Source organism: Acidovorax sp. 1608163 (genome assembly GCF_003669015.1).
GTDB lineage: Bacteria > Pseudomonadota > Gammaproteobacteria > Burkholderiales > Burkholderiaceae_C > Acidovorax.
In genome coordinates this window covers 3,834,505-3,855,889 of sequence record NZ_CP033069.1, presented here as the reverse complement: position 1 = coordinate 3,855,889, position 21,385 = coordinate 3,834,505, and the positions used below count along the sequence as shown (strand labels likewise).

Annotated in this window: 15 protein-coding genes and 1 pseudogene; 11 read left to right on the top strand and 5 right to left on the bottom strand. The window is 62.5% G+C overall.

Going from position 1 to position 21,385, the window contains the following annotated elements; all coding sequences use genetic code 11:
• Nucleotides 1-52: 52 nt before the first annotated feature.
• From dusB to EAG14_RS17105, 4 genes are all read left to right on the top strand, one after another.
• Nucleotides 53-1,099 (top strand): tRNA dihydrouridine synthase DusB, encoded by a 1,047-nt coding sequence (dusB, locus tag EAG14_RS17120; RefSeq protein ID WP_121729601.1) that lies wholly within the window; start codon nucleotides 53-55, stop codon nucleotides 1,097-1,099.
• A complete protein-coding gene (locus EAG14_RS17115) occupies nucleotides 1,096-1,329 on the top strand; it encodes a Fis family transcriptional regulator (protein ID WP_099658077.1) in 234 nt (77 codons plus the stop codon). Before dusB ends, EAG14_RS17115 begins: the two co-directional genes overlap by 4 nt.
• Before the next feature lie 106 nt (nucleotides 1,330-1,435).
• Nucleotides 1,436-3,043 carry a bifunctional phosphoribosylaminoimidazolecarboxamide formyltransferase/IMP cyclohydrolase gene (gene purH / locus EAG14_RS17110; RefSeq protein ID WP_205603418.1) on the top strand — a complete coding sequence of 536 codons (1,608 nt, stop codon included), beginning with the start codon at nucleotides 1,436-1,438 and terminating at the stop codon, nucleotides 3,041-3,043.
• Nucleotides 3,044-3,079: 36 nt separating this feature from the next.
• Complete coding sequence (locus tag EAG14_RS17105; RefSeq protein ID WP_121729600.1) at nucleotides 3,080-3,616, top strand: c-type cytochrome; 537 nt, start codon at nucleotides 3,080-3,082, stop codon at nucleotides 3,614-3,616.
• A 181-nt stretch (nucleotides 3,617-3,797) separates the two neighbouring features.
• Here EAG14_RS17105 and EAG14_RS22915 read toward each other — a convergent pair whose 3' ends face one another.
• Both EAG14_RS22915 and pobA read right to left on the bottom strand, forming a co-directional pair.
• Nucleotides 3,798-4,322, bottom strand: a complete 525-nt coding sequence (locus EAG14_RS22915) for a hypothetical protein (protein ID WP_162996026.1) — start codon at nucleotides 4,320-4,322, stop codon at nucleotides 3,798-3,800.
• A 316-nt stretch (nucleotides 4,323-4,638) separates the two neighbouring features.
• Nucleotides 4,639-5,823: a 4-hydroxybenzoate 3-monooxygenase gene (gene pobA, locus EAG14_RS17100; RefSeq protein ID WP_121729599.1), complete on the bottom strand. Its 1,185-nt coding sequence runs from the start codon at nucleotides 5,821-5,823 to the stop codon at nucleotides 4,639-4,641.
• A gap of 395 nt (nucleotides 5,824-6,218) precedes the next feature.
• Between pobA and EAG14_RS17095 the strand changes: the two genes are divergently transcribed.
• Nucleotides 6,219-6,998 carry an IclR family transcriptional regulator C-terminal domain-containing protein gene (locus tag EAG14_RS17095; protein ID WP_121729598.1) on the top strand — a complete coding sequence of 260 codons (780 nt, stop codon included), beginning with the start codon at nucleotides 6,219-6,221 and terminating at the stop codon, nucleotides 6,996-6,998.
• Nucleotides 6,999-7,049: 51 nt separating this feature from the next.
• Here EAG14_RS17095 and EAG14_RS17090 read toward each other — a convergent pair whose 3' ends face one another.
• The 3 genes from EAG14_RS17090 to EAG14_RS17080 form a co-directional block, all read right to left on the bottom strand.
• Nucleotides 7,050-8,795 carry an alkaline phosphatase gene (locus tag EAG14_RS17090; protein ID WP_121729597.1) on the bottom strand — a complete coding sequence of 582 codons (1,746 nt, stop codon included), beginning with the start codon at nucleotides 8,793-8,795 and terminating at the stop codon, nucleotides 7,050-7,052.
• A gap of 146 nt (nucleotides 8,796-8,941) precedes the next feature.
• Nucleotides 8,942-10,246: a glutamate-1-semialdehyde 2,1-aminomutase gene (hemL, locus tag EAG14_RS17085; protein WP_099658083.1), complete on the bottom strand. Its 1,305-nt coding sequence runs from the start codon at nucleotides 10,244-10,246 to the stop codon at nucleotides 8,942-8,944.
• Entirely contained in the window at nucleotides 10,230-11,183 is a 954-nt protein-coding gene (locus EAG14_RS17080) for a bifunctional hydroxymethylpyrimidine kinase/phosphomethylpyrimidine kinase (protein WP_121729596.1), read from the bottom strand. Before EAG14_RS17080 ends, hemL begins: the two co-directional genes overlap by 17 nt.
• 94 nt (nucleotides 11,184-11,277) lie before the next feature.
• On the opposite strand from EAG14_RS17080, the gene EAG14_RS17075 reads away from it, so the two are divergent.
• The 6 genes and pseudogenes from EAG14_RS17075 to EAG14_RS17045 all read left to right on the top strand — a co-directional run bounded on the left by EAG14_RS17075 (nucleotide 11,278) and on the right by EAG14_RS17045 (nucleotide 21,339).
• Nucleotides 11,278-11,451 carry a rubredoxin gene (locus tag EAG14_RS17075; RefSeq protein ID WP_099658085.1) on the top strand — a complete coding sequence of 58 codons (174 nt, stop codon included), beginning with the start codon at nucleotides 11,278-11,280 and terminating at the stop codon, nucleotides 11,449-11,451.
• 50 nt (nucleotides 11,452-11,501) lie between these two features.
• Nucleotides 11,502-11,900 (top strand): PleD family two-component system response regulator, encoded by a 399-nt coding sequence (locus EAG14_RS17070; RefSeq protein WP_044398823.1) that lies wholly within the window; start codon nucleotides 11,502-11,504, stop codon nucleotides 11,898-11,900.
• On the top strand, nucleotides 11,900-12,265 hold the full coding sequence (locus EAG14_RS17065) for a PleD family two-component system response regulator (RefSeq protein ID WP_044398821.1): 366 nt from the start codon (nucleotides 11,900-11,902) through the stop codon (nucleotides 12,263-12,265). The genes EAG14_RS17070 and EAG14_RS17065 overlap by 1 nt, the downstream gene beginning before the upstream one ends.
• Before the next feature lie 15 nt (nucleotides 12,266-12,280).
• A complete protein-coding gene (locus EAG14_RS17060) occupies nucleotides 12,281-12,808 on the top strand; it encodes a chemotaxis protein CheW (protein WP_099658086.1) in 528 nt (175 codons plus the stop codon).
• A gap of 21 nt (nucleotides 12,809-12,829) precedes the next feature.
• Entirely contained in the window at nucleotides 12,830-15,118 is a 2,289-nt protein-coding gene (locus EAG14_RS17055; RefSeq protein ID WP_121729595.1) for a methyl-accepting chemotaxis protein, read from the top strand.
• Between the two features lie 45 nt (nucleotides 15,119-15,163).
• Nucleotides 15,164-21,339, top strand: a pseudogene (locus tag EAG14_RS17045) (Hpt domain-containing protein).
• The last annotated feature ends 46 nt before the right edge of the window (nucleotides 21,340-21,385 follow it).

Genomic DNA, 21,385 nt, shown 5'->3' with positions numbered 1-21,385 from the left:
CAATCCTGCCTCCTTTTTCAGCATTCGCTGCCCAACCCCTCCCGCACACCCTATGCACATCGGCCAGTTTTCTTTGGCGAATCGCCTGTTCGTCGCCCCCATGGCGGGCGTGACGGACCGGCCTTTTCGCCAGCTGTGCAAGGCGCTGGGGGCGGGCTATGCGGTGAGTGAGATGGTGACCTCACGCAAGGACTTGTGGAACAGCCTCAAGACCTCGCGCCGGGCCAACCACGAAGGAGAGCCGGGCCCCATTGCCGTGCAGATTGCCGGCACCGAGGCGCAGATGATGGCCGAGGCGGCGGTCTACAACGTAGAGCGCGGCGCGCAAATCATCGACATCAACATGGGCTGCCCGGCCAAGAAGGTGTGCAACAAGTGGGCGGGCTCCGCCCTGATGCAGGACGAGGCGCTGGCCGTGTCCATCGCCCAGGCGGTGGTCGAGGCCTGCGCGCCGTTCAACGTGCCTGTCACGCTGAAGATGCGCACCGGCTGGTGCCAGCAGCACAAGAACGCCGTGGCCCTGGCCCGGCAGTTTGAGGCGGTGGGCATCCAGATGCTGACGGTGCACGGCCGCACGCGCGAGCAGGGCTACAAAGGCCAGGCCGAGTACGACACCATCGCCGCCGTGAAAGCGGCGGTGAAGGTGCCCGTGGTGGCCAACGGCGACATAACCTCGCCCGAAAAGGCGCGCGATGTGCTGGCCGCTACGGGTGCCGACGCCATCATGATCGGCCGCGCGGCCCAGGGGCGGCCGTGGATCTTCCGCGAGATCGCCCACTTTCTGGACACAGGCGAGCACCTGGCCCCACCCCTGGTGGCCGAGGTGCGCCGCCTGCTGCTGGACCATTTGCACGACCACTACAGCCTGTATGGCGAGCTGACCGGCGTGCGCAGTGCCCGCAAGCACATTGCGTGGTACCTGCGCGCTCTGCCGGGCGGCGAGGCCTTCAGGCAGCACATCAATACGATAGAAGACAGCGCCACGCAGTGGCAGGCGGTGGCCGATTTTCTGGATGCCCTGGGCACCCAGATGGACCGCATGCCTGCCGCGACGGCGGCGCTTGCAGATACAGAAGAACAAGAGGGATTGCCTGCATGAGCAAACAACACATAGAAGAGTGCGTCCGTGAAAGCCTCCAGGGCTACTTCCGCGACCTGGGCGGTGAAACGCCCGACGGCATGTACGACATGCTGGTGCGCGTGGTCGAAAAGCCGCTGCTGGAGGTGGTGATGAGCCACGCCGAGAACAACCAGTCCCGCGCGGCCGAATGGCTGGGCCTGAACCGCAACACCTTGCGCAAGAAGCTGGTGGAGCACAAACTGCTCTGAGCCGTACCGCAGGTGCCCTCAGGGTCGATTGCTATAAAAAATATAGCTTCTAGCGCTTATCAGGTAAGCGCTAGAGCCCGATTTAACTTCAAATTTTACCTCCACCATGGCCATGAACGCACTTCTTTCCGTATCCGACAAGACCGGCATTGTTGACTTTGCCAAAGCCCTGCACGCGCTGGGCATCAAGCTGCTGTCCACCGGTGGCACCGCGCAGCTGCTGGCCAAAGAAGGCCTGCCCGTGACCGAGGTGGCCGAAGTCACCCAGTTCCCCGAGATGCTGGACGGCCGCGTCAAGACCCTGCACCCCAAGGTGCACGGCGGCCTGCTGGCCCGCCGCGAGCTGCCCGCCCACATGGCGGCCCTGAAGGAACACGGCATCGACACCATCGATCTGCTGGTGGTCAACCTCTACCCCTTTGAAGCCACCGTGGCCAAGGCCGGCTGCACACTGGCCGACGCCATCGAAAACATCGACATTGGCGGCCCCGCCATGGTACGCAGCGCCGCCAAGAACTGGGCCGACGTGGGCGTGATCACTGCCGCAGACCAGTACGACGCCGTGCTGGCCGAGCTCAAAGCCAACGGCAAGCTCTCCGACAAACTGCGCTTCGCCCTGTCGGTGGCCGCGTTCAACCGCATCGCCCAGTACGACGGTGCCATCAGCGACTACCTCTCCTCCGTCACCTTCGACGAAGCCAAGCTGTCGGAAACCTATGTGCCCGAGCGCACGCAGTTCCCCGGCCAAAGCAACGGTGCTTTCATCAAGGTGCAGGACTTGCGCTACGGCGAAAACAGCCACCAGCAAGCCGCCCTGTACCGCGACCTGCACCCCGCGCCCGGCTCGCTGGTCACCAGCGTGCAACTGCAAGGCAAAGAACTCAGCTACAACAACATCGCCGACGCCGATGCTGCGTGGGAATGCGTCAAGAGCTTTGACGCCGCTGCCTGCGTCATCGTCAAGCACGCGAACCCCTGCGGCGTGGCCGTGGGCCTGGACGCCCTGGACGCCTACAGCAAGGCCTTCCAGACCGACCCCACCAGCGCCTTCGGCGGCATCATTGCCTTCAACCGCGCGGTGGACGGCGCCGCAGCCGCCCAGGTCAGCAAGCAGTTTGTGGAAGTGCTGATGGCCCCAGACTTCACGCCCGAAGCGCTGGAAATCTTCAAAGCCAAGGCCAATGTGCGCTTGCTCAAGATCGCGCTGCCCGCCCACGGCGGCACCACGCACTGGAGCCGTGGCCGCAACGCCATGGACGCCAAGCGCATCGGCTCGGGCCTGCTGCTGCAGTCGGCCGACAACCACGAGCTGTCGCTCATCGACCTGAAGGTGGTGACGCACAAGCAGCCGTCGCTGGAAGAAATGTCCGACCTGCTGTTCGCCTGGAAGGTCGCCAAGTACGTCAAGAGCAACGCCATCGTCTTCTGCAAGGGCGGCATGACCATGGGCGTGGGCGCAGGCCAGATGAGCCGCCTCGACTCCGCCCGCATCGCCAGCATCAAGGCTGAGCACGCTAAGCTGTCGCTGCAAGGCACCGTGGTGGCCAGCGATGCCTTCTTCCCCTTCCGCGACGGCCTCGACGTGGTGGTGGATGCAGGTGCCACCTGCGTCATCCAGCCCGGCGGCTCCATGCGCGACCAGGAAGTGATTGACGCCGCCAATGAACGCGGCGTGGCCATGGTGTTCAGCGGCGTGCGCCACTTCCGCCATTGATCGGCCATCTGCCCTACATCGCTCAAGGCGCAGACCATGCAGCCAGACGATGACACCCCACCCCCCCGGCCCCGCTGGCTGGGGTGGGCGCTGATCGCCTTCGGGCTGCTGATCACCCTGGGCATGCTCAACCTGGGCGTACGCATGGTGCTCACGGCCAAGCCCCCGCAGGCCGAAGTACCGGGGGCCGTAACTCCGCAGCCACCGGCCTCTGCAAACCCTGCAGCCCCTACCGCTCCTGCAGCAGGGGCTTCTGGGGCCGCAGTAACCCCCCAAACCACCTCACTGGCCGGGCAAGCCTTGGTGGAAGCCAGCGATTGTTTGCGCTGCCACGGCATGGACCGCCGCTACGTCGGCCCATCCTTCCGCCAGATCGCCGCCCGCTACCAAGACCGCCCCGACGCCGCCGCCTACCTGGCCCGCAAGATCCGCGAGGGCAGTGTGGGTGAATGGGGGCGTACTGTGATGCCTCGGCATCCGCAGGTTACGGAAGTGCAGGCGCAGGCGATGGCGCTTTGGGTGCTGGGTTTGCCGATTGCGGAGGGAGGGAAGTCGGTCTCTCAGCAGCAGTGATCTGCGCTGGACTTCCCGGGCCGTTGCACATCTAACGGGGTGGGGGATGGACGCGAAGGCTGGAGACGCCGCTATTAGGGGCGCATGACAGAAGCACCCAAATTTTTGTCATCAATCACGCACCTGTCGCAGGATCAACGCTGTGGATCGGCTGAGCGAGAGACTCTGTTCCACCCATCACTCACGGCAGTTGACGCAAGATTTCGGGTGGGATTTGCCCATTTTGGATTCGCAAACTCACGTCTGTATCAGGTGAAAATTTGCCGTCTTTTTCGCGGTAAGCAAAAACCAACCACTCTTCACCAGCCTTTGCTACAAAAGGCCTGATTCCGCAGAATATTTCCATCTTTGTCGGTTCTACTGGCGTTAGCACCGTCGCTTGCTCTGCCTGTTGGTTGGAGCCGTACCAATGCACGGCTTTGAACTGTATCCCCCAGTATTGCCGCGCGTCCTTTGCCGTTTTTGCGTGACTCGTTGGCGGCAGTTCGGCTACTGACTCAACCTCACCACGAAAGATGACTGGCTGACCAAATCCAACAGGTTGCACGAATGTTGGGTAACGCTTTAACTTGACTACAAAACTGTCGACTGCGGTTGGCGTTCGACTGCATGAGTGTGCAGGCAATGCCGTCAAGCCAAGTCCTAAACAAGCCGCTACGGCCAAGGTGCGAATCTTGATTTTTATCGACAAGCCAGTCTCGGTCACTTGGTTCTCCTCGCAAGTAAGGTTTATTGATCTTGTGAAAAATGGTACCCCACGGGCAAAGTCCTCCAACCTTGCGTCGGTGGCTGATGTCACACTCTTTTTGAATCCTTGGCCCCTTGGGGGAGTGCGATAGATGGGCGCTCATCTTCCATTTCGCAAGCAGTAGCCGACATCAAATGGGCACGGCACTTTGATAGCTGATCGCCGTTGGGTTTGCTATATGTGTTCTTGATGTGGAATTTTCAATAAAAATAGCCTCCAGCGCTCATCAATAAAGCGCAGGAAGCTATGGTTTTAGTAGCGAATTAACGCTAAATCAAGCACCAAAATTCATCGGCAACCCCACATAGTTCTCCGCCAGCGAGCGCGAAGCAGCCTCCGAATTCACCAGGTAATCCAGCTCCGCTTCCTGCATCTTCTGGCCAAACGCGCCGGTTTCTGGGAAGTGGTGCATCAGCGAGGTGAACCACCACGAGAAGCGTTCGGCGCGCCACACGCGGCGGAGGCACCGGTCGGAGTAAGTGTCGATGCCTGCGCGGGATTTATCGTTGTAGAAATCGGCCAGCGCATTCCACAGGTAGCCCACGTCGCTGGCGGCCAGGTTCAGGCCCTTGGCGCCTGTGGGGGGCACGATGTGGGCGGCATCGCCCGCCAGGAACAGGCTGCCAAAGCGCATGGGCTCGGCCACAAAGCTGCGCAGGGGGGCGATGCTCTTTTCGAGCGAGGGGCCGGTGGTCAGGTGCTCGCGGGCTTCGGGGTCCAGTCGGTTGCGCATCTCGGCCCAGAAGGCGTCGTCGCTCCAGTTTTCCACCTTGTCGGTCAGCGGCACTTGCAGGTAGTAGCGGCTGCGGGTGTTGCTGCGCATGCTGCACAGCGCAAAGCCCCGGTCGGTGTGGGCGTAGATCAGCTCGTGTGCCACGGGCTTCACATCGGCCAGCAGGCCCAGCCAGCCAAAGGGGTAGACGCGCTCGTAGGTGCGGATGGCGCCTTCTGGCACGCTGGCGCGGCATACGCCGTGAAAGCCGTCGCAGCCTGCGATGAAGTCGCAGGTGAGGGTGTGCGTCTGGCCGTCTTTCTCGTACGTCACGCGGGGCGTGGCACCGTCAAAGTCGTGCACTTTTACGTTGGCGGCTTCGTACACGGTGGTGAGGCCTGCGGCGGCGCGGGCGTCCATCAGGTCTTGCGTCACTTCGGTCTGACCGTAGACCATGACGCGGCTGCCGCCGGTCAACGCATGCATGTCAATGCGATGGCGTTTGCCTTTGAACAGCAGCTCAAAGCCGTCGTGCGGCAGGCCTTCGGCATGGGCGCGGGCGCTCACGCCAGCCTGGTCCAGCAGGTCCATGGCCACTTGTTCCAGCACCCCGGCGCGGATGCGGCTGAGCACGTAGGCGGGGCTGCGCTGCTCGATGATGATGGCGTCGATGCCGGACTTGTGCAGCAGCTGGCCGAGCAGCAAGCCGGCAGGGCCTGCACCGATGATGGCAACTTGGGTTCGCATGTCTCTGTACCTCGTTATGGATCGTTGTGGATCTTGGAAATCAACGGGGTTGAGCGTAGGTTCCCAGGCGTTCTGCGGCCAGTGGCTGGGCTCGATAGCGTGCGATGATCGGTTGCGTTGTGCGATCATCGCGCAGTAATTGACATGTGTCATAAAGCCTGGAGCGGGCTGCTCCCGTTGAAGTGGCGGGTGGTCGCGCAGCCGTATGTGGCGTTTTATGGAGAAGGCATCTTTGAACTTCAATGATCCGTTCGGGCTGAGCTTGTCCAAGCCCTGCGCCGCGCGTCGACAAGCTCAGCTTGAACGGTTCAAGGGGGTTCATGCCGGATCAATAGCGCCTCCGTAGGGGGCTGTGCAAGGCATCAAGGCACCCCAGCAACTGCAGGAATTCATCCATGCCCACTTTTCCTATCGCCAAGTCCGACCTCATCGAAGGCATGGCCAAAGGCATGGCGGTGCTGGAGAGCTTTGACACCGAGCGCCAGCGGCTCAACGCCACGCTGGCCGCGCAGCGCACGGGCCTGACGCGGGCGGCGGCGCGCAGGCACTTGCTTACGCTGGCGCACCTGGGCTATCTGGAAACGGACGGCAGCTACTTTTGGCTGGCGCCCAAGGTGCTGCGGTTCTCGGGCAGCTACCTGGCGTCGGCCCGGCTACCGCGCGTGCTGCAGCCCACGCTGAACCGGCTGGCGGCGCAGACGCAGCAGTCGTTCTCTGCCGTGGTGCTGGATGGAGATGAGGTGGTGATCGTGGCACGCAGCGGGGTGTATGGCGCGCCATCGCGCACCATGGCCTATGGCCTGCATCTGGGGGCGCGGTTGCCTGCGCACCCCACATCGACTGGGCGGGTGCTGCTGGCCGCGCTGCCGGTGGCAGAGTTCACGCAGTGGCTCAAGGGCTGCACGCTGCAGCGGCTCACGCCCCACACCCTCACGCAAGTGGGCGCCCTGCGCAAGGTGGTGGCCCAGGCGCGGCGCGACGATTTTTGTCTGGCAGTGGAAGAGCACGAGCTGGGCGTGCACGCCCTGGCCGTGCCGCTGCGCAACCTGCAGGGGCAGACGGTGGCGGCGCTCAATGTGGTGGCATCACCCCAGCAAATGCAGGCGCAGACGCTGCAGCGCGACATGCTGCCGCTGCTGCAGGAGGCCGCGCGCGAGTTGCGGGGGTTGCTGTAACGTTGTGCGCCCTTGCCCTTGCGGGCCGGTGCAGCCTGTCGCAGCGCTACGTCAGGCTGCGACGATGCGGCCCACGCCTGCTGCGCCTGCCACCACCTTGAGGGACTTGTCTGTGCTGGCGGTGTAGCTGCGGCTGGTGATGGTGCTCACGTACACCCAGTCGGCCCGGCATTCGCTGGCCGTGGCGGTGACCACCATGTAGCCTCGGCGTGAGGTGTCGCAGTATTGCAGCGGGCCAATCAGCTGCTCCAGCGCGCCTGCCAGCGTGGCGGGTTTTTCATTGGGCAGGTATTCCTCAAACCCGGGCGAGGTGACGGACGATGTGGCGAACTCCACGCCCACGGCCTTGCCGTTCATGTCAAGCAACTCGTTGGCCCAGGCGTTGTGCGTGTCGCCCGCCAGCACCACCAGGTTTTTGCCCAGGCTGCGCGAGGTGGCCAGCACGGTCTCGCGTGCGGCCTGGTAGCCGTCCCAGGCGTCCAGGTTGTAGGGGATGGAGGGCTGCGCCAGGATGGCCTGCTCTGCGGGCGTGAGGCTGCTGGGGTTGCTTTGCGCACGGGCCACCAGGGCCGCGTACTGGCTGACGCTGACGCCTGCGCCGGGCTGCAGGGTCTCCATGAGGATGGGCGCAGGGATGTTCATGCGCCCCATCAGCACCTGCTGGCCCAGCACCTGCCAGGTGGCGGTGGATGCGGCCATTTGCTGCTGCAGCCATTGCGTTTGGGTGGTGCCCATCAGCTGGCGGGTGGCGCTGCCCACTGCCGCCGTAAAGCCTGCCGCGTCAAAGCCGCTGGCGGTGAAGAACTTGCTGTAGCTCAGTTGCTCGTCGCGGGCGATCACGCGCGTGTCGAGCATGTGCAGGGCCACCAGGTTGCCAAAGGCAAAGCTGCGGTAGATCAGCTCAGGCTGTGCGTTGCGGGTGGGCATCCACTCGTGGTAGGCCTGCATGGCGGCGGCCTTGCGGGCGCTGAAGCTGCCTTCGGTGGCGCTTTGGTGGTTCTCTGCGCCGTCGCGCCAGGTGTCGTTGGCGACTTCGTGATCGTCCCACACGGCAATCATGGGGGCGGCGGCGTGCAGGGCCTGCAGGTCGGCATCGGTCTTGTACTGGGCGTGGCGCTGGCGGTAGTCGGCCAGGCTCAGGATCTCGTTGGCAGGGGCGGACAGGCGGCCCATGGCGCCCGCGTTGGCCGATGCGTAGCCGCCCTGGCCGTATTCGTAGATGTAGTCGCCCAGGTGCACGGTGGCGTCCAGGTCGTTGCGCTTGGCGGCGTCGGCGTACACGTTGAAGTAGCCCGCCGGGTAGTTGGCGCACGAGAACACCGCCAGCTTGACCTGTGCCACGTTGCCCGTGGGCAGGGTGCGGGTGCGCCCCGTGGTGGATGTGGCCGCATAGGCCTTGAAGCGGAAGTGGTACGCGGTGGCGGCCTTCAAGCCGGTGGCATCCACCTTGACGGTGAAGTCCTTGCTGGCGAGCGCGGTGGCCTGCCCCTGCGCCACGAGGGTGGTGAAGGCGCTGTCGGTGGCGACTTCCCAATCGACGGGGATGTCGCTGGTGTGGCCTGCGGGTGGCGTCACCCGCGTCCACAGCATCACGCGGTCGGCCAGCGGGTCGCCACTGGCAATGCCGTGGGCAAACTGCACGGCGGGCACATCGTCGCTGCCGCCGCAGGCGGTCAGGGGCAGGGTGCCCAGGGCGGCGGCGGCCAGGCCCATCTGGCGCACAAAGTGGCGGCGGCTGGGGTGGGCTTCAGCGGCGTCGCGGATGGGGTGGGGGGAGGAGAGGAGTTTGTCGGTCATGGCGCAGGCCGGTGGGGTAAAGCCCCAAGACTGCCTGCGCCGCATGACGATGGTGTGAACCGGGCAGAGGGGCTGTCGCCTCTGCTACAGGTTGAAAGAAAATAGGGCTCTAGCGCTTATCCAATAAGCGCTAGAAGCTATCTTTTTTATAGTGTTTTGAACACTTCGCGCGCAGCGGCCACGGTGGCGGCAATGTCGTCGGCCGTGTGGGCGCCGCTGACAAAGCCAGCTTCGTACAGCGCAGGGGCGATGTACACGCCGCGATCGAGCAGGCCGTGGAACAGCTGGTTGAACCGGGCGCTGTCGGTCTTGAGCACGGCGGGGTAGTTCTGGGGCAGCTCGGGCAGCAGGAAGAAGCCGAACATGCCGCCTTCGCAGTCAGCGCTGAAGGGCACGCCTTCTTCCTTGGCAGCTTGCGCAAGACCATCGACCAGCGAGCGGGTGGAGGCCGACAGCGCATCGAAGAAGCCGGGCTTCTTGATCTCGCGCAGCGTGGTCAGCCCGCAGGCGGTGGCCACCGGGTTGCCCGACAAGGTGCCTGCCTGGTACACGCCGCCCAGCGGGGCCAGGTGTTCCATGATGGCGCGCGGGCCGCCGAAGGCCGCCAGCGGCATGCCGCCGCCAATCACCTTGCCCAGCACGGTGATGTCGGGCTTGAAGCCGGGGATGCTCTTGGCGTACACGCTTTGCGCGCTGCCCAGGGCTACGCGGAAACCCGTCATAACTTCATCGAGCACCAGCAGCGCGCCGTATTCGGTGCACAGCTCGCGGCAACGCTTCATGAAGGGCACACTGGCGCGCACAAAGTTCATGTTGCCCGCGATAGGCTCGATCATCACGCAGGCCAGTTCCTTGCCGTGCAGGGCAAAGGCTTCTTCGAGCTGGGCGACATTGTTGTATTCCAGCACCAGGGTGTGCTGCACCACTTCGGGCGGCACGCCCGCGCTAGTGGCATTGCCAAACGTGGCCAGGCCCGAGCCGGCCTTGACCAGCAGCGAGTCGGCATGGCCGTGGTAGCAGCCCTCGAACTTGATGAACTTGCTGCGGCCGGTGGCGCCACGGGCCAGGCGAATGGCGCTCATGCCCGCTTCGGTGCCCGAGCTGACCAGGCGGATCATCTCCATCGATGGCACCAGGCTCAGGATTTCTTCGGCCAGTTCCACCTCGCGCTCGGTGGGGGCACCGAAGCTGAAGCCTTCGAGCGCCGCCTTTTGCACGGCTTCGAGCACCGCAGGGTGGCCGTGGCCCAGGATCATGGGGCCCCAGGAGCCGATGTAGTCAATGAAGCGCTGGTCGTTGGCATCCCAGAAGTAGGCGCCTTGCGCGCGCTTGACGAAGCGGGGCGTGCCGCCCACGGCCTTGAAGGCCCGCACGGGAGAGTTCACGCCGCCGGGGATCAGCGCCTTGGCGCGTTCAAACAGGGGAATATTGAGATCAGTGCTTGGTGTCATGGGGGGGCATTACAAAGCCTTCGATGGCCTGTGTTTCGTCAAGGGAATCTGCTTCGCTGTCTTCTGACTCGTCGTCATCGGGCTGGGCCCAGAACATGCGGTCGGGAATGATGTGGCCCATGCCGGGACGAAAGCCTGCGTCCAGGCAGCGGTCCAGGTAGTTCAGGGCTTCGCTGGTGGCCTCGCCCAGGTCGTTGCCGCTGCCCACCAGGGCCGTGAGTGCGGCCGACAGGGTGTCACCCGCGCCGGAGAAGGTGGCGTCAAACAGCTCGAACTTGCCGCTGCCCAGGATGGTTTGGGGCGAGGCGAGCACGTTTTCGACAAACTGCTCGGGCAGCGGAATGCCGGTGACCAAGGTGTAGGGCACGCCCATCTCGGAGGCCGCACGGGCAATGTCGCGGGCGGTGGGGCTGCGGTCGCTGCTCCAGTCGGGCAGTAGCCAGCGCCACAGCGTGCTGTGGTTTCCAACCAACACTGAAGTCTGCGGCAGCAGCAGCTCGCGAAAGGCGTCCAGGTACTCGTCAATCAGCTCTTCGCGCCACCAGGACAGGTTTGGCATGTAGGCAATGACGGGCACCTCGTCGTAGTCGGTGGTGATCTCGGCAATGGCGCTGATGTTCTCGGGGCTGCCCACAAAGCCGACCTTGATGGCCTGCACGGGCATGTCCTCCAGCACGGCACGGGCCTGCTCGGCCACGGCCTCGTCGTCCAGGCAGAAGTGCTCGAAGATCTGCGCGGTGTCACGTGCGTAAGCGCCCGTGACCACGGCGATGGCGTGACCGCCCACGGAAGAAATGGTGGCAATGTCGCCCGTCAGACCGCCTGCGCCGCTGGGGTCGCTGGCATTGAAGACCAAAATGCACGCCGGGCTGGATTCATCCGATGCATCGCTGTCCAGGTCATCGGGCGCGGGGGGGAGGGGGGTGTGAGTTGTCATGATCCAGTTCCTGCATCAATGGTGGCATAGAAGCAGCAGCCCGCAGAGATGACTAGATACAATCGTTGCATTCTATGTGAAGGCCCATTAAGCTGTGATCGACTCTAAGACGTGGATGTGTTTGATCTGTGGTTGGATCTATGACGAGGCGGCTGGTTCGCCCGAACATGGCATCGCACCCAACACGCCTTGGGACCAGGTCCCCATGAACTGGACTTGTCCAGAATGCGGAGCCCGCAAAGAAGATTTTGAGATGGTGCAGATTTGAAGCGCGGCTCCTGCTGCGGTGTTTATTTTTTCCATCGGGAGCAGTAACAATTGACTACAACAGGCGCATCTTTCAAGGTGCTCGTGGTGGATGACAGCAACACCATCCGTCGAAGCGCCGAGATTTTTCTCAAGCAGGGGGGGCACGAAGTCTTGTTGGCTGACGACGGCTTCGATGCCTTGGCCAAGGTGAACGACTATCAGCCTCAGCTGATTTTCTGTGACATCCTCATGCCGAAGTTAGACGGGTATCAAACCTGCGCGATCATCAAGCGCAACGCCCGTTTTGCAGATACCCCGGTGGTGATGCTTTCTTCCAAAGACGGTGTGTTCGACAAGGCCCGTGGCCGCATGGTCGGCTGCCAGGAATACCTCACCAAACCCTTTACCAAAGACCAGTTGCTGCAGGCTGTGCAGCAATTTGGCAATTCCCAACTAGGAGCGATGTAATGCCCATCCAGAAAGTGCTGGTCGTCGACGACTCGAAGACCGAGTTGATGTTTTTGACAGACCTGCTGCAGAAAAAAGGCATGCAAGTGCGCACGGCAGAAAACGCCGAAGAAGCTTTCCGTCGTCTGGCTGAAGAGAAGCCAGACCTGATCTTGATGGACGTTGTCATGCCTGGCCAAAACGGCTTTCAACTGACCCGTGCCATCAGCCGCGACCCGCTGTATGCCGATGTGCCCATCATCATGTGTACCAGCAAAAACCAGGAAACAGACCGCGTCTGGGGGATGCGCCAAGGTGCCCGTGGCTACATCACCAAGCCGGTGGACCCGGCTGAGCTGCAGTCCAAAATTGACGCACTGAACTGAGGCAGCGGCGCGTTCATGGCCAATCGCGAAGCCCTCCGGGAGCTCCAGGTACGTCTTGCCGGCCGTTTGCAGGCCGCGAGGGTTGAGGGCTTGTCCGTGTCATCCTGGCTGGCAGTCGAATCTGCTGGCCAGTCTTATTTGTTGCCTCTGGCGCAGTCGGGCGAAATTTTCCCCTGGGTTGCTGTGCAGCCTGTGCCCTACACCCAGGCGTGGTTCCTGGGAGTTGCCAATTTGCGCGGTGGCTTGGTGGGGGTGGTCGATCTGGCTGGCCTGCTGGGCTCGTCCGTGCAGCGGACCGAGCAAATGCTGTCGGAGTCCAGTCTGCTGGCGTTCAACGCCGTATTGGATGTCAATGCGGCGCTGCTGGTGGACCGCCTGGCTGGCTTGCGCGGCACGGATGCCTTTGTTTCGTCCGAGGCCCCTCCTGAAGATGCTCCTGCCTTTTTCGGCACTGTCTATGTCGACGCGGGTGGCGTTCGCTGGCAAGAGCTGAATCTCCAAATCCTGTCCCAACATCCCGCATTCCTAAGCATCAGTGCTTGAGTTTTTCTGTAAGGCTGCACCATGTCCGTCGTCAATCAATTTGGAAAACTGTTCAATCGCAAGCCTGCACCGCAAGATGCAGAGCCGGGTGCTGACGGCAACAACGATTTGCTGTCTGCTGGCACCTCCGATGGGGGCACGTCGCGCGACCCCTATCAGGTGGATGCCATGAACAGTGTTCAAGGCGAGGGTGACTCTTACTCTCCTGAGGCCGATGCGGCCGACGCCCTCGGCGCTGAAGCAGAACAGATTGTTTTGCCTGTGCTGGGCAGTGCGACAGCGGCTGCGCACCAGCGACGTTTGCTGGCATTGCTGGCCGTGGGTGTGGTGACCCTTGGTGTGATTGCCGCATGGGTGCTGCGCCAAGCCGACCAGTCTGCGCAGCAACTGGCTGCGACCGGGCAGTCCTTGATGCAGTCGCAGCGTTTGGCCAAATCGGTTTCGCAGGCGCTGGTGGGTAGCCCCCAGGCGTTTCCGGACGTGGTGGAAAGCTCGGGCGTGTTGGCTCGTAACATCCGCGCTTTGACCGGTGGTGATGGCGAGTTGGGCGTGCCTGCGCTGGGCGAGCCCTACAAGCCGGAACTGGATGCTGTAAACCCCATGATGGAGCGCGCTGAGCGCAACGCTGGCGTGGTGATGGGCCAGCAAAAGATCCTGACCCAGGTGGGTGACGCTCTGCGCACCATCAACCGCCAGTCGTCCGACCTGCTGGAAATCGCTGAAACAGTGTCTTCCCTGAAGCTGCAGCAAAACGCTCCAGCCTCTGAAATCTCTGCAGCGGGCCAGCTGGTGATGTTGACCCAGCGTATCGGTAAGTCTGCCAACGAATTTCAGACCATGGAAGGCGTGAGCCCTGAGGCCGTGTTCTTGCTGGGCAAGGACTTGAACTCGTTCAAGGAAATCGCACAAGGCATGTTGGACGGTAGCCCTGAACTGCGTTTGGCTGCCACCAAGGACGCTCAGACCCGCGAGCAATTGGACGGGCTGGTGAAACTGTACGAACAGACGCGCACACAAGCCAGCGCGATTCTGGGCAACCTGCAAGGTCTGGTGTCTGCGCGTGAAGCCCAGTCTGCCATCATTGCAGACAGCGAACCACTGCGTCGCCAACTGGAAACGCTGCAAAGCAAGCTGTCTGCCCAAACTGGTGTGGGCGCCGGCCAATTGGCTGCCCTGGTGCTGGCCAGCGCGTTCTTGCTGGTTTGCGGTTTCTTGCTCTCGCGTGTTCAGCTGCTGGACAGCCGTAATCGCCAACGCACTGCGGAAGTTCAACAAAAGGACGCCAAGCGCCAAGAACAGGAAGCCAAGCGCGTCAATGACGCCAACCAGGCCGCCATTTTGCGTTTGATGAACGAACTGCAATCCGTGGCTGAAGGTGACTTGACCCAGGAAGCCACGGTGACGGAAGACATCACTGGCGCTATTGCCGACTCGGTGAACTACACGGTGGAAGAGTTGCGTCAGCTGGTGGGCAGCGTGCAGAACACGGCGACCCGAGTGGCCCAAACAACGGCCCAGGTGGACAGCACTTCGACCGAACTGCTGGCGGCTTCGACCGAGCAGCTGCGCGAAATTCGTGAAACCGGCCGCTCGGTTCTGGACATGGCGACCCGTATTAACGAAGTGTCTACCCAAGCCCAAGAGTCTGCTACGGTGGCCCGCCAATCGCTGCAAGCCGCTGACTCCGGTCTGCAGGCCGTGCAAAACGCCATCGGTGGTATGAACTCCATCCGTGACCAGATCCAGGACACTTCCAAGCGCATTAAGCGCCTGGGTGAGTCCTCGCAAGAGATTGGTGAAATCACGGAGCTGATTTCTGACATTACCGAACAGACCAACGTGCTGGCGCTGAACGCCGCTATTCAGGCCGCATCTGCCGGTGAAGCCGGTCGCGGCTTCTCTGTGGTGGCGGAAGAAGTGCAGCGTCTGGCGGAACGTTCCGCAGATGCGACACGCCAGATTTCTGCGCTGGTGAAGGCCATTCAGACCGATACCCAAGACGCTGTGGCCGCTATGGAGCGTTCCACGCAGGGTGTGGTGGAAGGTGCGCGTCTCTCTGACTCTGCTGGTACTGCGCTGTCTGAAATTGACCGCGTGTCGCGCCGTCTGGCTGAACTGATTGAGCTGATCTCGTCTTCGACATCCCGTGAAGCCGTTTTGGCCAACGAAGTGGCCGACAACATCCAGCACATTTTTGCGGTGACCGAGCAAACGGGTGAAGGTACCCGCACCACGGCACAACAGGTTCGTGAGCTCTCGCACATGGCCGAAGAACTGCGCCAATCGGTGGCACGTTTCAAGATCGCCTGACGCTAGTCATCAACCAGCTGGCTCTTTGCAGCCGGGGACGAATCCATGTCATCTATTGATGTCAATAATGCACCGGCCGCAGAGTGGACCCACGGAGATCAAGATCTCGGGCCACTGGCTTGGGTGCTTGACGAACTGCGCAAATCCCTCGGCGGGGCCGTCAAATCGATGCGCCGCTTTGTGCGCGATGCTGAACAAGCCCATGAATCGGATCTGGCTTCTCTGGACGCTGGTTCTTTGCGCATTGCAAGGCAGCAACTGCACCAAGCCAGTGGTGCCTTGGAAATGGTGGGCATGGGCCCTACGGCCTTGGTTTTGCGTGCCATGGAATCCGCTGTCCAGAAGTTTGTACAGCGCCCTGAACTCTGCACCGACGACGCTGCTGCCACCATTGAGCGGGCCAGCTTTGCGCTGATCGAGTACCTGGAAAGCGTCCTCGCGGGCAAGCCTGCTTCACCGGTCGCGCTGTTTCCGCAGTACCGCGATGTCCAGGCTTTGGCTGGCGCGGACCGTGTACATCCGGCCGATCTGTGGCCGGTGGAGCGGCGCTTCAGGGAGCCCGACCTGACGGTCACGGCCACCCCCTTGCTCTACGGCGCAGATGCGCGTGCGCGTCTGGATGCAGCGGTCCTGAAAATTGTGAAAACGGGCGACCTCAAGGCCGCTCGTAGCATGCGTGATACCTGCCTGGGGTTCGTGGCCGCACAGCAGGATCGCCAAGCCCGCGCTTTCTGGAAGATCTGCGCAGGCTTCTTCGAAGCCTTCACGGAAGGCCTGTTGCCGCCCGATGTGTACGTGAAGCGTGTTGCGTCGCGCGTGCTCATGCAATACGCCACGTTGGCCAAGGGTGACACCACCATTGCAGACCGTTTGGTCCAGGACTTGCTGTTCTTTTGCTCGCAAGCCAAGCAATCTGAAAGCGCACAAACGCCTGCACTGCAAGCGGTTCGGCACGCGTTCGCGCTCGACCGCTTCAAGCCCGTTGACTATGAAACCGTGCGGTTTGGTCGCTTTGACCCCGCCTTGCTGGCCCAGGCGCGCAAGCGCATTGCGGCCGCTACGGAGACATGGTCCGCCTTGGCTGGAGGGGACCGTAACAAGGTCAAGCCCGCAGCAGACCAGTTCAGTTTGGTCTGTGATTCGTTGCGCAAGCTCAACCCCGGCAGCGAAAGCCTGGCAGTTGCCTTGACGCAAACAATGGAGTCCATCACCCGCACGGGTGAGCCTCCTTCTGCGGCCCTGGCGATGGAGGTGGCCACCTCGGTGTTGTACCTGCAGGCCGCTTTTGAAGAACTGGACGCGGCCGACGAACAGATGGTGCAGCGCGCTGATCGCCTGGCTGAACGTTTGGCCGCAGTGGGCGCCGGTGCCGAGCCAGAACCTCTGGAACTCTGGATGGAAGAGCTGTACCGCCGTGTCAGCGACAACCAGACCATGGGCAGTGTGGTGGACGAGTTGCGTGCTACCTTGGCCGAGGCCGAGAAGGCCATGGACCTGTTTTTCCGCAGCCCACAAGATACTTCTTTACTGGCTGCCGTGCCGGGCTTCATGGCGCAGATGCGCGGCGTGCTCTCGGTGCTGGGCCTAGATCAGGCTTCGTTGGCTGTGGTGCGCATGCGCGACACCGTTGAACGTTTGCTGATCAACGAAGTGCCCGAAGACGAAAAGCCCGGCGCCTTTGAGAAGCTGGGCAGTAGCCTGGGTGCCCTGGGCTTCCTGATCGACATGCTCAGCTATCAGCGCGCCATGGCGCGCAAGCTGTTCGTTTACGACGAGGAGTTGGGCGAGCTGCGCATTCTCACGGGCAAGGTGCGTGGTCGTGCCTCGGATGCGCGCGAAGAAACACCCGCCAAGCTGGAAGAGCGCGCACCGCTGCCGTTGCCAGACGTCATTCCGCGTTTCCAGGTGGAAGAGCCCGATGGCGTGCCGACCGATTTCTCGCCTTTCCCTGGCGCGATGGACGAGGCCCCGGTGCTGGAATCCCCGGTGGTGGTACCGCTGGCCCCGAGATTTCTTTCGATACAGCCCCCGCGCCTGTGGCAGCTCCGGTTGCACAGCCCGCGCCTGTGGTTCTGGCAGTCAAAGAGCCTTTAGCTGTTGAGGATGAACTGCTGGAAGTCTTCCTGGAGGAAGCCCGTGAAGTCGTGGTCAATGGAACGACGGCGATTGCGGCACTGAACGACGAACCCGGCAACCTCAGCGAACAAACTACGTTGCGTCGCGCGTTCCACACCCTCAAGGGCAGCTCGCGCATGGTGGGGTTGAATGATTTCGGTGAAGCTGCCTGGTCGATGGAGCAATTGCTCAACGCCTGGTTGGCCGAGCAAAAGCCGATGCAACCTGCCTTGTTGCAGTTGTCATCCGATGCACTGCAGGCCTTTGATCGATGGGCCAGCGACATTGCGACAGGTGCTGCTACGTCGTGGCAATCGGACCCATTCCGCCGCTCTGCCGACGCCATGCGTCTTGAAGGCGCAGTGGTACCACTGGCTCTGCCTGGATCGGCCGTTGCTGCGGAGCAAGGGTTGCCAGATGCTGTTGCGGCAGCGCCCATTCAGGCTATCGTGCCTGAAGTGCCTGAAGTGCCTGAAGTGCCTGAAGTGGTGGAGGCGGCACTGCCACTCCAGGACTTCCAGTCCACCGAAATTGCCGCAGATGGTTTGCTGCTGAGCGAAAGCAACGAAGTCTTGTTGCCAGAGCCTGTGACGGCAACCGAGGCGGAAGAAATCGACTTCTCTGCGTTCACCTCGGCACTGTCTGAATCTGAGCAGCCAGCCCTGACACCTCCAGCCGAGATTGGCTCGGCCCCTGCGGTGGCCGCAGAAGCTGCCAACGATGGTCTTCTGGATTTGTCGTTGCCAGACCTTGGCTTCATGGACGCCTCGGCGGCCCCTGCGGTGGCAGAGGAGCCAGCGCTTCCAGAGTTGGAGGCAGTGGCTGCTGAAGCCTTGCCTGTGGTTGAGGAGACGCTCCCTGCGTTGGACATTGAGTTGGTCGAAGCTGCGGCTGAACCTGCAGTGGACGTGTTGTCTGTCGAAGAGACACCGCTGGATCTCGCGGTTCCGGACATCGCGGAAGAACCTTTGGTGGTGCAGGATCTGCCTGTTTCCGAAGTGGCAGAGCCTGCCGCCGTGGTGCCCGACGAGGCCAGCGATGCAGATCTGGCCATGGAAGATGTGGCCCGTGAAGAAGCGGTCAAAGTCATTGAGACCCTGCGCATCGGCTTGCCGCTGTACAACGTGTACCTCAACGAGGCCGATGAATGGTCGCGCCGTCTGGTCACCAGCCTGCAGGAATGGGCACTCGAACTCCACGAGCCTGTGCCTGACACCGCTGTAGCCTTGGCGCACTCGCTGGCTGGCAGTTCAGCCACGGTGGGCTTTACGGCGTTGTCCGACATGGCGCGGGTGCTGGAACATGCGCTGCAGCATGTGCAGCTGCAATCCCGTGGTACCGAAGAGCAAGCCGCTGTGTTCATGGCGGCCGCCGAAGACATTCGTCGCTTGCTACACCAGTTTGCTGCGGGCTTCCTCAAAGAGCCTAGTGCTGAGGTGGTTGAGGCCTTGCGCCAGATTCTGCAGACGGAGATCAACAACACCTTGTCACCCCCTGACGATGATCTGGAAGACATGCACACGCAGTTGCATGCCGAGCCAGAGTCTGCAGAGGCCGAGGCTGTGTTGGACGATGTCGTGCCAGCGCCGGACATGGTGGAAGAGCCGGTCACCGAAGTGCCGGCGGTCCACGAGCCTGTGGCGCCCGTGGTGGTGCCTCGCCCGGTGGCGCCTGCACTGTCGGTCGTCAAGCGCGATGCTACGCCTGTGGTGATCAGTACCGATGTGGACGACGACATTGATGTGGTCGACGTCATTGATCCTGACCTGTTCCCGATCTTCGAGGAAGAGGCTGCCGAACTGCTGCCTCAACTGGGTGGTGCTCTGCGTCAGTGGGCTGCCCGGCCCGACAATCTCAGCGCGCGCAGTGAAGTGTTGCGTGCCTTGCACACCCTCAAGGGCAGCTCCCGCTTGGCCGGAGCAATGCGTTTGGGTGAAATGGCCCACCGCCTGGAGTCGGCGATTGAGCAGATCGACGTGGAAACGGTCACTGCCGACCAAGTCGAGCCCTTGCAAGCCAGCTTTGACGGACTGGAAGCCAACTTCAACGCCTTGAGTGCCAACGGCGGTCAAGTGCCAGAAACTGAGGCAGAGCAACCAGTATCGGACACAGTCGCAGCCCACGCTGCACAGTTGGCTGCGGTGCCTGCTGCCGCAAGCGAAGCGATGCCTTCCACGCCTGCGGTGCGCCTGCCTGGCCCGTCGCAGTTGGCGCCCTTGCGTGTGGCGGCCAACCAGTCGGTGCGCGTGCGTGCCCAGCTGCTGGACCGCTTGGTCAACCAGGCGGGTGAGGTGATGATCAGCCGCTCGCGCCTGGATGTGCGCTTGGGCCAGTTCCGCAGTTCGCTCACCGATCTGTCAGGCAACCTGGACCGCTTGCGCCAACAACTGCGCGACATCGAGGTGCAGGCTGAGTCGCAGATGCAGTCTCGCATGGCGCTGGCCAAAGACTCTGCCGCAGGGTTTGACCCGCTGGAGTTCGACCGTTTCACGCGGGTGCAGGAATTGACGCGCATGATGGCCGAGTCGGTGAACGACGTGGCTACGGTGCAGCGCAATTTGCAACGTGCCATGGAAGGTGCCGAAGACGACCTGATCGCTCAGGGCCGCCAAGCGCGTGAGTTGCAGCGTGACCTGCTGCGTACCCGCATGGTGGAGTTTGAAGGCATCGCCGAGCGTTTGTACGCTGTGGTTCGCCAGGCCTCCAAGGAGACCAGCAAGCAGATCAAGCTGGACATCACCGGCGGCTCCATTGAAATGGACCGTGGCGTGCTGGACCGCATGACACCGGCCTTCGAGCACTTGTTGCGCAACTGCGTGGCCCACGGGATTGAAGAGCCCGAAGCCCGCTTGGCTGCGGGCAAGCCGGCCACCGGGACGATCACGGTGGATCTGCGCCACGAAGGCAACGACGTGTCGGTGGAGTTCCGCGATGACGGTGCCGGCCTGAACTTGCCTCGTATCCGTGAGAAGGCTTTGGCCCAAGGGCTGATGGAGTCAGGGGATGAACTGAGCGACGAAGTCGCCGCCAACCTGATTTTCATGCCGGGCTTCAGTACGGCCACCGAAGTGACGGGCTTGTCCGGTCGCGGGATTGGCATGGACGTGGTGCGTGCAGAAATCAACGCCCTGGGCGGTCGCATCGAGACATCCACCCAGGCTGGCCAAGGTGCGGCGTTCCGGATGGTTCTGCCCCTGACCACGGCGGTGACGCAGGTGGTGATGCTGCGTGCGGGTGACCTCGCCGTGGGCGTGCCTGCCAACTTGGTGGAGATCGTGCGCCGCACCTCTGCACAGGATCTGGAAGAGGCCTATCGCACGGGCTACTTTGACGATGGCCTGGAGCGCGTGCCGTTCTTCTGGTCGGGTGCATTGTTGCAATCGTCTGCCCGCAGTAACGAGCCCGCAGGCAAGACCCGCCCGGTGGTTGTCTTCCGAAGCGCCTCGCAACGCATCGCCATGCACGTGGACGAAGTGCTGGGCAACCAGGAAGTGGTGGTGAAGAACCTGGGGCCACAGCTGTCGCGTTTGCCAGGCTTGGCGGGTATGTCGGTGCTGGCGTCGGGTGCGGTGGTCTTGATCTACAACCCAGTGGCGTTGTCCACGGTGTATGGCGATCAGGTGCGTGCGGCCAGTGCAGGGGTGTCCATGCTGGTGGAGACCGACAGCCCCGGTGCACCGAAGGCGCCCACCTCATCGATGATGGCCGGGCCGAGCCAGGTGCCGTTGATTCTGGTGGTGGACGATTCCATCACGGTGCGCCGTGTGACGCAGCGTTTGCTGCAGCGCGAAGGCTACCGTGTGTCGTTGGCCGCCGATGGTTTGCAGGCGCTGGAACGCTTGCAAGAAGAACGCCCTACCGTGGTGCTCTCCGACATCGAAATGCCCCGCATGGATGGCTTCGACCTGGCCCGCAACATCCGCGCCGACAGCGCACTGCGTGACCTGCCCATCATCATGATCACCTCGCGGATCGCTGAAAAGCACCGCGAGCATGCGATGGAATTAGGTGTGAACCACTACCTGGGCAAGCCATACTCGGACGAGGAACTGCTGAGCTTGATTCAGCACTACGCGCGCCTTGCGGCTGCGACTGCCGAGGTGTAAAACCAAGGCCGCCAGTGGCGGTCTTGATGCACCACGCACAAAGGGC